The sequence below is a fragment of the Bacteroides sp. 3_2_5 genome (assembly GCF_000159855.2).
Taxonomy (GTDB): Bacteria; Bacteroidota; Bacteroidia; order Bacteroidales; family Bacteroidaceae; genus Bacteroides; species Bacteroides fragilis.
Genome location: NZ_JH636045.1, coordinates 387,880 through 401,763, shown reverse-complemented (window position 1 = coordinate 401,763; position 13,884 = coordinate 387,880). Strand labels below are relative to the sequence as shown.

At 47.8% G+C, this 13,884-nt stretch carries 8 protein-coding genes; 6 read left to right on the top strand and 2 right to left on the bottom strand.

The window, feature by feature from the left end:
* Nucleotides 1-1,467, bottom strand: coding sequence for an arylsulfatase (locus BSHG_RS03205; protein ID WP_005789261.1), 1,467 nt, complete (start codon nt 1,465-1,467; stop codon nt 1-3).
* Nucleotides 1,468-1,881: 414 nt separating this feature from the next.
* Between BSHG_RS03205 and BSHG_RS03210 the strand changes: the two genes are divergently transcribed.
* The 6 genes from BSHG_RS03210 to BSHG_RS03235 all read left to right on the top strand — a co-directional run bounded on the left by BSHG_RS03210 (nt 1,882) and on the right by BSHG_RS03235 (nt 12,862).
* On the top strand, nt 1,882-3,465 hold the full coding sequence (locus BSHG_RS03210) for a sulfatase (protein ID WP_025812920.1): 1,584 nt from the start codon (nt 1,882-1,884) through the stop codon (nt 3,463-3,465).
* Between the two features lie 44 nt (nt 3,466-3,509).
* Nucleotides 3,510-5,825 carry a glycoside hydrolase family 20 protein gene (locus BSHG_RS03215; RefSeq protein ID WP_008661098.1) on the top strand — a complete coding sequence of 772 codons (2,316 nt, stop codon included), beginning with the start codon at nt 3,510-3,512 and terminating at the stop codon, nt 5,823-5,825.
* A gap of 77 nt (nt 5,826-5,902) precedes the next feature.
* A complete protein-coding gene (locus BSHG_RS03220) occupies nt 5,903-8,965 on the top strand; it encodes a glycoside hydrolase family 2 TIM barrel-domain containing protein (RefSeq protein WP_005814995.1) in 3,063 nt (1,020 codons plus the stop codon).
* Between the two features lie 49 nt (nt 8,966-9,014).
* Complete coding sequence (locus BSHG_RS03225) at nt 9,015-10,832, top strand: alpha-L-fucosidase (RefSeq protein ID WP_008661096.1); 1,818 nt, start codon at nt 9,015-9,017, stop codon at nt 10,830-10,832.
* Nucleotides 10,833-10,897: 65 nt separating this feature from the next.
* Nucleotides 10,898-11,554, top strand: coding sequence for a fructose-6-phosphate aldolase (gene fsa, locus BSHG_RS03230; RefSeq protein WP_005789246.1), 657 nt, complete (start codon nt 10,898-10,900; stop codon nt 11,552-11,554).
* 138 nt (nt 11,555-11,692) lie between these two features.
* Nucleotides 11,693-12,862, top strand: coding sequence for a mechanosensitive ion channel family protein (locus tag BSHG_RS03235; RefSeq protein WP_005789244.1), 1,170 nt, complete (start codon nt 11,693-11,695; stop codon nt 12,860-12,862).
* Here BSHG_RS03235 and BSHG_RS03240 read toward each other — a convergent pair.
* Nucleotides 12,847-13,881 carry an endonuclease/exonuclease/phosphatase family protein gene (locus tag BSHG_RS03240; protein ID WP_008661095.1) on the bottom strand — a complete coding sequence of 345 codons (1,035 nt, stop codon included), beginning with the start codon at nt 13,879-13,881 and terminating at the stop codon, nt 12,847-12,849. The genes BSHG_RS03235 and BSHG_RS03240 overlap by 16 nt on opposite strands.
* Between the last annotated feature and the right edge of the window lie 3 nt (nt 13,882-13,884).

The following is a 13,884-nucleotide window of genomic DNA, read 5'->3' as shown; positions in this document are numbered from 1 at the left end:
TTATTTTTCTCCCGGAAGTAACGGGAAGTTCGGGTTAGGTATATGCGATGACTGCATGATAGCCTTCAACTCCGTCACCTTTTCCGGATATTGGTTCAGCACATTATGTCGTTCCGACGGATCAGAATTGAGATTATAGAGTTCATAATACGGATTCTTGCCACGAACATTCATGTGGACCAGTTTCCACGGTCCTTTGCGTACGGCTTGGCGTCCGTTCATCTCCTGAAATTCAAAGTACAGATATTCATGTTCTTTCTGCCCTTTGCGGTTTTCGAGCAACGGTAGCAGACTGACACCATCCATTTGCTGATTCTTTGCTTTCGGATTCAGAATTTCACGGAACGTAGGCATTACATCCCAAAACGAACACATGAAGTCGGTTTGAGTACTGGGCTGTACACGTCCCGGCCATGAAATAATCATCGGTACACGGATTCCTCCTTCGTACAAGTCGCGTTTGTATCCGCGCCAGATTCCATTGCTGTTGAAGAAGTCCGGATCGGCTCCACCTTCCATGTGCGGACCGTTGTCACTTGCAAAGATGATGATCGTATTGTCATAAACCCCCATCTCTTTCAATTTCTGTACAATCTGACCTACATATACATCCAGACGATAGACCATAGCTGCAAATGTGGCGTGTGGATAGAATTGTGAGCAGTAACCGCCCTTGCGGAATGCGGGATTACCCGGTTCGGTTCCATGGAAAGGTTTTTCGGGATATTTGCCGCGGAACTTCTTTATAATGCTGTCTTCGGGTACAATCAGTTCGGCGTGGGGGATGATGGTGGGATACCACATGCAGAACGATTCTCCGCTTTTTCCCATCCGATCGAGGAAATCAAGTGCCTTTGAGTGAATCAGATCCTGAGAATAAGTACCTTTACCGTACTGTACGTCCAGTGTGTTATCTTTCAGTTCTACTCGTTTGTCATTGTCCCACAGATGATCGGGATAATAACTGTGTGCCAGCAACTGGCAGTTGTAGCCATAGAACTCGTCGATGCCCTGTTTTTTAGGATCACCCGTGGAACCGATAAAACCGAGTCCCCATTTGCCGAAAGCGCCGGTCTTGTATCCTGCGTTCTGGAAATCGTGGAAGATGGTTTGTGCATCTGCCGGTAGAGGGAATTGTCCTTCCGGATCGAGTTCTACATTTCCACGAATGGCCGTATGTCCACTGTGGGTACCGGTCAGCAGGCAAGAGCGTGAAGGGGCGCTGACGGTGGTACCCGAATAACACTGGGTGAAGCGCATTCCTTCCTGAGCCAACTTGTCTATGTTGGGAGTTTCGAACTTCTCTTGTCCGTAACAACTGAGGTCACCGAATCCGAGGTCGTCGGCCAGGATGAAAACGACGTTGGGTCTCTTTTGATCCTGGACTTTCTTTTTTTGTGCAAGCGCCTGTTGTGTTCCTGCTATGCCGACAAGCAACGCGCTACTGAACAATAATTTTTGATTCATAAAAGTGTTTGTTGATTAGGTTGGTATTTAGTTCATTTGAGTTAGATTTTGAATTCACCACAGAGTAGCACTGAGTTTCACGGAGGTTTATTTCTCGTTATAGACGTTTAAGAGAGAAAAGATTCTCTGTGAGACTCCGTGTTACTCTGTGGTGAAACAGATTCGTTTTTATCGGGTGATGTCCCGGTTTTCGGGAGGTTTTTCATGTCTGCAAATATACAAATTTCAGCTAAGACTTGTTAGTTAGAGGCTTCCGATTTTGTCTATCGGATGTTCAAAAACGTCTATTTATGTCTTTTCTATCCTATTATTAGACGTTTTCAGAAGAATCATAGTTGTTTTTGAACTCGACGGACTGTTAAAACTCTTTATATTTGCACCACTAATTAATCCCTAATAGAAAAACTACTTATGATGAACAATCTACCATCCGGAATTCTCTACTCGCTGACCGGTGCGGCAGCTGTAGCTTCTTTGACTTCATGTGCCACGGGCAAACAGAAAGAAGAGCAAAAACCTCTGAACATTGTTTATATTATGACGGACGATCATACGGCGCAAATGATGAGCTGCTACGATACCCGTTATATAGAAACTCCCAACCTCGATCGCATTGCCCGCGATGGCGTGCGCTTTACGAATTCTTTTGTAGCCAACTCACTGAGCGGCCCCAGCCGTGCCTGCATGATCACCGGCAAACATAGCTGTGCCAATAAATTCTACGACAATACGACTTGCGTGTTTGACAGTGCCCAGCAAACTTTCCCGAAACTGCTTCAGAAAGCCGGTTACCAAACCGCTCTTGTAGGTAAGTGGCACTTGGAGAGCCTGCCCTCAGGCTTCAATTATTGGGAGATTGTGCCCGGACAAGGCGACTATTATAATCCCGACTTCATTACACAAGATAACGATACCGTTCAGAAACACGGTTATATCACCAACCTGATCACTGATGACGCTATCGACTGGATGGAGAATAAGCGTGACGAGAGCAAACCGTTTTGCCTGTTGATTCATCATAAAGCTATTCACCGTAACTGGATGGCAGATACCTGTAACCTGGCTTTGTACGAGGACAAAACCTTCCCGCTACCCGATAACTTCTTTGATGATTACGAAGGCCGTCCGGCTGCTGCGGCACAGGAGATGAGTATCGTGAAGGACATGGACATGATTTATGACCTGAAGATGCTGCGTCCGGATAAGGACTCACGTCTGAAATCACTTTATCAGAAGTTTCTGGGACGTATGGACGAAGGACAGCGTGCGGCATGGGACAAGTTCTATGGTCCGGTGATCGATGACTTCTACAAGCAAAACCTGAGTGGGAAGGAATTGGCTGACTGGAAGTTCCAGCGCTACATGCGCGACTACATGAAGACTGTGAAGTCACTGGATGACAATGTGGGACGTGTGCTCGACTATCTTGAAAAGAAGGGATTACTGGACAACACGTTGGTGGTCTATACCTCCGACCAGGGCTTCTATATGGGCGAACACGGTTGGTTCGACAAGCGTTTCATGTATGAAGAGTCCATGCGTACACCGCTGATCATGCGTATGCCGAAAGGATTCGACCGTCGTGGTGACATCACCGAGATGGTTCAGAACATTGACTATGCACCTACTTTCCTCGAACTGGCCGGTGCTCCCGTTCCTGCTGATATACAGGGTGTGTCATTGCTGCCATTGCTGAAAGGCGAACAGCCCAAAGACTGGCGGAATGCATTATACTATCACTTCTATGAATATCCGGCCGAGCACATGGTGAAACGTCATTATGGAATACGTACCGAACGCTATAAACTGATCCATTTCTATAACGACATCAATTGGTGGGAACTGTATGACATGCAAGCCGACCCGACGGAAATGCACAATCTGTACGGACAGAAAGAGTATGAACCTGTGGTGAAAGAACTCAAAGAGCAGATGCTGAAGTTGCAGGAACAATACAATGATCCGGTGCGCTTCTCTCCGGAGCGGGATAAAGAATAGAGTTCCTTTTCCCACTCCAAACAGAAATCCATTGACTAAACTGTATGAAACACATTATATATATACTCCTGTTGGCGTTCTGCCCCCTTGCGACGCTGCAGGCCGATAACTTAACACCAATCGTTTCTGTAGTTCCCTGCCCGGTACAAATGGTACCGGGTACCGGGAACTTCCTTTTCTCCGGGAGCACCGTGTTGAGGGTGGAAAATGCGGAACAGGCCCGCGTGGCGCGGAATTTCGTCAACCTCTTCACTCGGGCCGCCGGATTCACCCCCGTGCTGAAAACGGGAAAGGGGAAAGGTGATGTATGCTTTGTCACCGACCCCTTGCTGAAAAGCGAGGCTTACAGGCTGAGCGTCAGTCCCGAACAGATCAGTATAGAGGCGTCTGACGCCAAAGGATTCTTCTATGCCTTACAGACGATCCGTCAGTTGCTTCCTCCCGATATTGAAAATTCCCGTACGGTAAATGCCATGTGGACGGTTCCTTGTCTGACTATTCAGGATGAACCCCGTTTCGGTTACCGGGGATTAATGTTGGATGTTTCCCGCTTTTTCATTCCTAAAGAGAGTGTGTTGCGAATCATTGACTGCATGGCTATGCTGAAAATCAATAAGTTTCACTTCCACTTGGTGGACGATAACGGCTGGCGACTCGAGATCAAGAAATATCCCCGTCTGACTGAGATAGGCGCGTGGCGGGTAGACCATACGGACGTACCGTTCCATTCACGGCGGAATCCGTTACCCGGTGAACCCACCCCTGTAGGTGGCTTTTACACTCAAGAGGATATGAAGGAAATGATTGCCTATGCCGCCGATCGTCAGGTAGAGATTATTCCCGAGATAGAGATGCCGGCACATACCAATTCGTCGCTGGCAGCTTATCCTCAACTGGCTTGTCCGGTGGTAGATCAATTTATCGGTGTGTTGCCGGGTTTGGGCGGTGATCATGCCAGCATCATCTATTGTGCCGGAAACGACAGCGTATTCACTTTCCTGCAAAACGTCATCGATGAGGTGGCAGCATTGTTTCCGTCACGTTATATTCACTTGGGGGGCGATGAAGCCCAGAAAACCTACTGGAAAAAGTGTCCCCTCTGCCAGGAACGTATGAAGAAAGAGCACCTCGCCCATGAAGAGGACCTTCAAGGTTACTTCATGAAGCGGATAGGCGAATATGTACGCAGCAAAGGCAAAGAGGTGATGGGATGGGACGAGCTGACCAACAGCTTCATTCCCGAAGGTGCTGTCATCTTTGGCTGGCAAGGGATGGGCAATGCGGCTTTGAAAGCTGCCGACCGGGGGCACCGGTTTGTGATGACCCCCGCCCGAGTGATGTATCTGATCCGTTATCAGGGACCGCAATGGTTTGAACCGCTTACTTATTTCGGTAACAATACGCTGAAAGATGTTTATCAGTACGAACCGGTCCAGAAGAACTGGAAACCTGAGTACGCTTCGTTGCTGATGGGGGTACAGGCTTCATTGTGGACTGAGTTCTGTAATCGTCCCGAGGATGTGGACTATCTTGTTTTCCCTCGTTTGGCGGCGCTTGCCGAAGTGGGATGGAGTCGTCCGGAACAGAAAAACTGGGACTTGTTTCTGAAAGCGATGGATCGGTATAATGAACACCTCGATGTGAAAGGTATCGGATATGCCCGCTCGATGTACAATATTCAGCATACCTCGACTCCTGTCGACGGTGCATTACAGATAAAATTGGAATGTATCCGCCCCGATGTGGAAATTCGTTATACAACCGATGGTTCCGAACCGGAAGCAACTTCCACCCTTTACACCCGGCCGTTGGAATTCCATACTGCGCAGACACTGAAGTGCGCCACTTTCGCCGCCGGCCGCCAGATGGGAAAGACTCTCGTATTACCGTTGTTACACAACAAGGCTACTGCCAAACCGATATTCACTCAAGGAGCTTCCGGAGCATCTGTTTTGACCAACGGAGTGCGGGGCAGCCTGAAGCAAACTGACTTCGAATGGTGCTCGTGGAGTAAGAGTGATTGCATTTCTTTTACATTAGATTTGCAGAAAGAAGAAAATATTCATACTTTTACGCTGGGTTCCATTACGGTGTACGGGATGGCAGTTCATAAGCCGGAGTCCATTAGTGTTGCCTTGTCTTCGGACAACGTAAACTTTACGGAAGTGGGAGAGAAGCATTTCACTCCCGAAGAGATTTTCCGTGAAGGAACTTATGTAGAAGACTTGAAATTCGATTTGGGAACGGCAAAAGCCAGATATGTACGCGTCACCGCCCGTGGAGTCGGAAAATGCCCTCCCGATCACGTCCGTCCGGGACAGGAAGCACGAATCTTTTTTGACGAAATAATAGTGGAATAAGAGTCCGCTTTTACTTTATAAAACCTAAGGGACGTTGGAACTTATTAAGATTTTGAATATTAAATACCTGATAAACAATGAACAAACCAATCAAACTAACCTTCCTGCTGATGTTGGCCTGTCTGATGTTGTTGCCTGTAAATGCGCAGAATACTCCCGAATGGCAGAGCCAGTATGCAGTAGGTCTGAACAAACTGGCACCTCACACCTATGTGTGGCCCTATGCCAGTGCTACTGACGTGAAAAAAGGGGATTATGAACAGTCACCCTATTATCTCAACCTCAACGGTAAATGGAAATTCCATTGGGTGAAAAATCCTGATCTCCGTCCGAAAGACTTTTATAAACCCTCGTTCTATACCGGAGGCTGGGCAGATATCAACGTTCCGGGAAACTGGGAGCGCCAGGGATACGGAACTGCCATCTACGTAAATGAGACTTATGAATTTGATGACAAAATGTTCAACTTTAAGAAGAATCCCCCTCTTGTGCCTTATAAGGAGAACGAAGTAGGATCTTATCGCCGTACTTTCACTGTGCCTGCCGGATGGAAGGGCCGCCGGGTAGTACTCTGCTGCGAAGGTGTGATTTCTTTTTATTATGTGTGGGTGAACGGACATTTTCTCGGTTACAACCAAGGTTCCAAGACAGCTGCCGAATGGGATATCACCGATCAGTTGGAAGAAGGTGAGAATACGATTGCCCTCGAAGTATATCGCTGGAGTTCAGGTTCCTATCTGGAGTGTCAGGATATGTGGCGTCTGAGTGGTATTGAGCGTGATGTGTATCTGTATAGTACTCCCAAACAGTATATAGCCGATTATAAGGTAAACGCAACTCTTGAAAAGGAACGTTATAAAGATGGTATTTTCGGACTCGACGTTACGGTCGGAGGGCCTGCAGACGGTGTGGCATCCGTATCTTATACACTGAACGATCCGCTCGGACGTCCTGTACTGTCGGGTGAGATGCCTGTCAAGTCGCGCGGACTGAGTAACTTCATCACATTCGGAGAACAGCGCCTGAAGGATGTGAAACGTTGGAGTGCCGAGCATCCCAATCTCTACACCCTCGTGTTGGAGTTGAAAAATGCAGGAGGACAGGTGACCGAAGTCACCGGTTGTGAAGTCGGTTTCCGTACTTCGGAGATCAAAGACGGACGTTTCTGCATCAACGGTGTGCCTGTATTGGTCAAAGGAACCAATCGTCATGAACATTCGCAGTTGGGGCGTACCGTCAGCAAAGAGCTCATGGAGCAAGATATACGTCTGATGAAACTGTATAATATCAATACTGTGCGCAACTCACATTATCCCACCGATCCGTATTGGTATCGGCTGTGCGATCGTTACGGACTTTATATGATCGATGAAGCGAATATCGAGTCACACGGTATGGGATATGGACCCGCTTCGCTTGCCAAAGACAGCACTTGGCTGACAGCACACATGGATCGTACACATCGCATGTATGAACGTTCGAAAAATCATCCTGCCATCGTTATCTGGTCATTGGGCAACGAAGCCGGAAACGGAATCAATTTCGAGCGTACCTACGATTGGCTGAAATCGGTAGAGAAAAGCCGTCCCGTCCAGTACGAACGTGCCGAGCAGAATTACAATACCGATATCTATTGTCGAATGTATCGCAGTGTCGACGAAATCAAGGCCTATCTGGCCCAGAAAGATATCTACCGTCCGTTCATTCTTTGTGAATATGTGCATGCCATGGGTAACAGTGTAGGCGGCCTGAAAGAGTACTGGGATGTATTCGAGAATAATCCGATGGCACAGGGTGGCTGTGTGTGGGACTGGGTAGACCAGTCGTTCCGTGAGATCGACTCAAACGGTCGCTGGTACTGGTCGTATGGTGGAGACTACGGACCGAAGGGAATTCCGAGCTTCGGTAATTTCTGCTGCAACGGTCTGGTGAGTGCCGATCGTGTGCCCCATCCGCATTTACTCGAAGTGAAAAAAATCTATCAGAACATCAAATGCACCTTGATCAATAAGAACAATCTGACCGTAAGGGTGAAAAACTGGTTCGACTTCTCTAACCTCAACGAATATATCCTCCACTGGCAGGTGGTGGGTGACAATGGCAAATTGCTGGCCGAAGGTAACAAAGAGGTGAACTGTGCGCCACACGCTACAGCCGATGTGACTTTGGGAAAAGTTGCCTTGCCTGCCAATGTCCGTGAGGGTTATCTTAATCTGAGCTGGACCCGCAAAGAAGCTTCACCGATGGTTGGCACCGATTGGGAGGTGGCTTACGACCAATTTGTGTTGCCCGGAACCAAAGGTAGTACAGCCTATCTGCCTGCTAAGGCTGGGCAGACAGCTTTCACGGTGGATAAAGAAACCGGTGCTCTCAACTCATTGACACTGGATGGACAAGAATTGCTGGCAACTCCTGTTACGCTGAGTCTGTTCCGTCCTGCTACGGATAATGACAACCGCGATCGTAACGGTGCATACCTTTGGCGTAAAGCCGGACTCAATCAGTTGACCCAGAAAGTGGTGTCGCTGAAAGACGGCAAGAAAGCCGCTACTGCGAAAGTGGAGATTCTGAATGCGAAAGGGATGAAAGTGGGTGATGCCGATTTCGCCTATTCACTAAACTCTGCCGGAGCCTTGAAGGTGAAAGTGACTTTCCGGCCCGATACTGCCGTGGTGAAATCGATGGCACGCCTGGGGCTTACTTTCGAGATGAATGATACGTATGGCAATGTAGCTTATCTGGGTCGGGGCGACAACGAGACTTATTCCGACCGTATGCAGTCGGGCAAGATCGCTCTGTATCAGACTACGGCCGAACGTATGTTTCATTACTACGTCACTCCGCAGTCTACCGGGAACCGTACGGATGTCCGCTGGATGAAGCTGACGGACGAAACCGGACAGGGCATCTTTGTCGATTCCAACCGTCCTTTCCAGTTCAGTGTCATCCCCTTTGCCGATGATGTATTGGAAAAAGCCCGCCACATCAACGACCTCGAACGTAACGGTCATGTCACCGTACATCTGGATGCCGAACAGGCCGGTGTGGGAACGGCAACCTGCGGGCCGGGCGTACAGCCGCAATATCGGGTTCCTGTGACGGAACAAAGCTTTGAGTTCACGCTGCGTACAGTGAAGTAAATAGAATACTAACCAATCCATTTCACCCCAAAAACATAACAATACATTTATGAAGAAATTAATCTTATCGACGGCCCTTCTTGCCGCTATCTGCACAGCCGGACAAGCCCAGGAGACGAACGACTATTATGTGAAGCACGTAGAGTTTCCACAAGGAGCCACTCTGGAACAAAAGGTAGACATGGCGGCACGTCTTGTACCTACTCCGCAGCAATTGGAATGGCAGCAGATGGAGTTGACTGCTTTCCTGCATTTTGGTATCAATACTTTCACAGGACGTGAATGGGGAGACGGCAAAGAAAATCCCGCACTCTTCAATCCCACCGATTTCGATGCGGAGCAGTGGGTACGTTCGCTCAAGGAAGCTGGTTTTAAGATGGCCATCCTGACAGCCAAGCATCATGATGGATTCTGCCTGTGGCCGACCAAGACAACCGGGCACTCCGTGGCGGCCTCTCCCTGGAAAGACGGGAAAGGGGATGTGGTACGCGAGCTGCGCGATGCTTGTGATAAATACGGCATCAAGTTTGGTGTTTATCTTTCTCCTTGGGATCGGAACGCCTCTTGCTATGGAGACTCTCCAAAATACAATGAATTCTTTATCGAACAACTGACCGAACTGTTGACCAACTATGGTGAGGTGCACGAAGTCTGGTTCGACGGTGCCAATGGTGAAGGTCCTAATGGAAAGAAGCAGGAATATGACTGGACTGCCATCCTTTCTACCATCCGTCGTCTCCAACCCCGTGCTGTGACTGCCATTATGGGCGATGATGTACGTTGGGTAGGCAACGAACGTGGATTAGGACGTGAAACGGAATGGAGTGCCACCGTGCTGACTCCCGGTACGTATGCCCGCTGTGAAGAGCAGAACAAGGCGTTGGGTGTGAAGGCGACTTCCAAGGACTTGGGCGGACGCGACATGTTGGTCAATGCCAAGGAACTCTTCTGGTATCCTTCCGAAGTGGATGTATCGATCCGTCCGGGATGGTTCTATCATCAGCAGGAAGACAATCAGGTGAAGAGCCTCAAGCACCTGACCGATATTTATTTCAAATCTGTAGGCTACAACTCAGTGTTGTTGCTCAATATTCCTCCTGACCAGCGCGGACGCATCAGTGATGCCGATGTCAATCGTCTGAAAGAGTTTGCCGATTATCGTAAAGAGATTTTTGCCGATAACCGTGTCAAAGGCGGCTTGAAAGCGTGGACTGCCCGGCCGGGTGATACGCGTGTCTACCAGTTGAAGCCGAAATCGGAAATCAATGTGGTGATGCTGCGCGAAGACATTTCGAAAGGACAACGCATGGAGGCTTTCACAGTCGAAGCGTTGACTGCCGATGGATGGAAAGAGATAGCGAAAGGAACTACCGTCGGTTATAAACGCCTGATACGTATTCCGGCTGTCGAAGCCCGTCAATTGAGGGTGAAGGTCGATGCTTGTCGTCTGGCGGCTAATATCAGCGAAGTGGCTGCTTACTATGCCCGTCCGCTCGAAGAGTCGGCTGCAAAAGAAGACTGGAATGATCTGCCCCGTACTGCATGGAAACAGGTAACTGCCGCTCCGTTGGTGATTGATCTCGGTAAAGCTGTGGATATGACCGGATTTGTATATGCCCCGGCTAATGCGGAAGCGAAGCCGACGATGGCCTTCCGTTATAAATTCTATATCAGCACTAATGGCAGAGACTGGAAAGAGGTGCCGACTATCGGAGAATTCAGTAACATCATGCACAATCCTGTACCGCAGACTGTCTCGTTCGGTAACAAAGTCAGTGCACGCTACATTAAACTTGATGCTACCACTCCGGATGCTACGCCGGCCCGGGTAGATTTGAAAGAAATAGGGATCCGCTTGCAGAAGTAAGTCGTTCTGTTGAACAACTGTTCCGGGTTATCTGTTTGAATGTAAGATATTAAACACTAGTAGGTATGAAATTCTTTATTGATACAGCTAACCTGGATCAAATCCGGGAAGCACATGATTTGGGAGTTCTGGACGGAGTGACCACCAACCCTTCTCTGATGGCGAAAGAAGGCATTAAAGGTGTCGAAAATCAGCGAAGACATTACGTGGAGATATGCAATATTGTACAAGGTGATGTCAGTGCCGAGGTGATTGCAACTGATTACGAAGGAATGGTCAGGGAAGGTAAGGAACTGGCAGCCCTCAATCCGCATATTGTGGTGAAGGTACCGTGCATTGCCGATGGCATAAAAGCCATCAAGCACTTTTCGGGGAAAGGCATCCGTACCAATTGCACATTGGTTTTCTCCACTGGTCAGGCTTTACTGGCTGCTAAAGCGGGAGCTACGTATGTTTCTCCTTTCGTGGGACGTTTGGATGACATCTGTGAGGATGGAGTTGGATTGGTTGCCGATATCGTTCGGATGTACCGCTTCTACAATTATCCTACTCAGGTGCTGGCCGCCTCTATCCGTAGTTCCAAGCACATCATGGAATGTGTGGAGGCCGGTGCCGATGTAGCAACTTGTCCGTTGAGTGCTATTAAAGGACTGATGAACCACCCGTTGACAGATGCCGGATTGAAGAAATTCCTGGAAGATTATAAGAAGGTAAATGAATGATAATTCTTGCTGACAGATAAAAAAAGGCTGTATTGGAACGTATCGTTTTCAGTGCAGCCTTTTTTATTTGGACTAAACCTAAAGCCTGTTTAGGTGTTATTTGGATAGAATGAACATTTTAAAATAAAGACGATAGTTATGATAGATTTAGGAAGCTGGATGAACAAAATCCTTATCGGTTGGGGGGTAGACCCTAAAATTGCAAATACTTTTGATGAAACGATTATTGCCATCCTGATGATTTTTATAGCGGTCGGACTGGATTATCTTTGTCAGGCCATTTTTGTAGGCGGGATGAAGCGTCTGGCACGGAAGACCTCTTATAAATGGGATACATTGATGGTCAAACATAAAGTTATTCATCACCTGATCCATATCCTTCCCGGTATCCTGATGTATATGCTTCTTCCTATGGCGTTCGTACATGGAAAAACGCTGCTGCTGGTTTCGCAGAAGATCTGTGTTATTTACATGATTTTTGCTTTGTTGCTGGCTCTCAACAGTAGTCTGTTGATGTTGTTGGATATACTCAGTGCTAAGGAGAAGTTGAAAGATCGGCCGATGAAGGGCTTTATCCAGGTATTGCAGGTACTTGTTTTCTTTATCGGAGGCATTGTGATTGTGGCTATCATTGTCGATAAGTCTCCTGCTACATTGTTTGCGGGATTAGGTGCATCCGCTGCCATCCTGATGTTGGTTTTTAAAGACAGTATTCTGGGCTTCGTGGCAGGTATACAGTTATCGGCTAATGATATGATACGTCCCGGTGACTGGGTGACTATCCCTTCGACTAATGCCAATGGGATTGTAGAAGAAATAACCCTAAACACGGTGAAGATACAGAATTTCGATAATACCATTTCTACTGTCCCTCCCTATTCACTGGTCAACGGTTCGTTTCAGAACTGGCGGGGAATGACGGAATCCGGAGGGCGTCGGGTGATGAAGAGTATCTTTCTTGACCTGACTACATTGAAATTCTGTACTCCCGAAATGCTTGATACTTTTCGGAAGGAGATACCTTTGCTGGCCGATTATCAGCCGGAGGAAGGAGTGATTCCCACTAACTCGCAGGTGTTCAGGGTGTATGTAGAACGTTATCTTTGCAGCCTGCCCGTGGTCAATCAGGATCTTGACTTGATTATCAGTCAAAAAGAAGCTACGGAATATGGAGTACCTATTCAAATTTACTTCTTTTCCCGCAATAAAATCTGGAAAGAATACGAACGTATCCAGTCCGATATCTTTGATCACTTTTTTGCGATGATACCGAAGTTTGAACTAAAGGTATATCAATATTCGGATTGATTGGTTTCAAAATCGACATACACCGGTAAGTGATCGCTGTATCCTTCCTGGTATTTCATTCCGACATAGGTTCGGAAGGGTTGCATGCCTCCGTACTTTTCATCTTTTGTCAGAAGGAAGGGCAAGCGTGCTACGTTTGCCTTTTTTTCTTCGGTAAAGAGTGTGCCCGAAATATCAAGTAGCGTTCCTGATACGATGAGATGGTCCAGTAGTCCCCATTCACCCTGATACTTATAGGAACCGAAGTTACGGTCTTTTGCCTTTCGTGCCAGCAGGTGGTAAAGTCGGTCATGATGGGTACTCACTTCGGGAGACAGTGCCTGTAGCACTTGTACTACTGATTTATCTGTAGGATAATCGTTAAAGTCCCCCATAATGATCAGTTTGGCGGAGGGACGTACATTGATAAGACTATCTGCCGCATCCTTTAACTTTTGTGCAGCGTAAAGCCGGTAAGGTTCCGACTGTCGTACTCCGCCTGAGCGGGAAGGGAGGTGTGCCACCATTATGTCCAGCGTATCGCCTGTGAGCAGTAATCCGCTGACGTGCAGAATATCTCTTGTCGGGCGATGACCTTTGAAATTTCCGACGGAGAGGGCAGAGTAGGATAGAAGTTTGAACCGGTCACGTTGATACAGTAATGCCACATTGATGCCGCGCAGATCGGAGCAGTGGGTCATCACGTACCGATAACCGGCTTCTTTCAGTGGGGAATAAAGGGTCAGGTCACGCATAACTGTATCGTTTTCCACTTCACAGAGACCTATCAATGCGGGAAAATTCCATTCTCCGATGGCTGTGAGTGTTCGGGCTACATTATCTAATTTCTTTTTATATCGTCGGTGGTTCCAGTGACGCATTGAATGGGGCAGAAATTCCATATCGTTTTTCAGTGAATCATGTCGGGTATCGAAAAAGTTTTCGGTATTCCAAAAGACGACACGGAAAGGAGGTCGATTCTGTGCAGAAAGAAAAAGGGAAGAGAGGGAAATAAGTAATATGAAGAAGAGACGGAGCATAGA

Excerpts from the sequence above, each read along its gene's own strand:
- BSHG_RS03205 (WP_005789261.1), bottom strand. The coding sequence starts at position 1,467 with ATGAATCAAAAATTATTGTTCAGTAGCGCGTTGCTTGTCGGCATAGCA.
- BSHG_RS03210 (WP_025812920.1), top strand. The coding sequence starts at position 1,882 with ATGAACAATCTACCATCCGGAATTCTCTACTCGCTGACCGGTGCGGCA.
- BSHG_RS03215 (WP_008661098.1), top strand. The coding sequence starts at position 3,510 with ATGAAACACATTATATATATACTCCTGTTGGCGTTCTGCCCCCTTGCG.
- BSHG_RS03220 (WP_005814995.1), top strand. The coding sequence starts at position 5,903 with ATGAACAAACCAATCAAACTAACCTTCCTGCTGATGTTGGCCTGTCTG.
- BSHG_RS03225 (WP_008661096.1), top strand. The coding sequence starts at position 9,015 with ATGAAGAAATTAATCTTATCGACGGCCCTTCTTGCCGCTATCTGCACA.
- fsa (WP_005789246.1), top strand. The coding sequence starts at position 10,898 with ATGAAATTCTTTATTGATACAGCTAACCTGGATCAAATCCGGGAAGCA.
- BSHG_RS03235 (WP_005789244.1), top strand. The coding sequence starts at position 11,693 with ATGATAGATTTAGGAAGCTGGATGAACAAAATCCTTATCGGTTGGGGG.
- BSHG_RS03240 (WP_008661095.1), bottom strand. The coding sequence starts at position 13,881 with ATGCTCCGTCTCTTCTTCATATTACTTATTTCCCTCTCTTCCCTTTTT.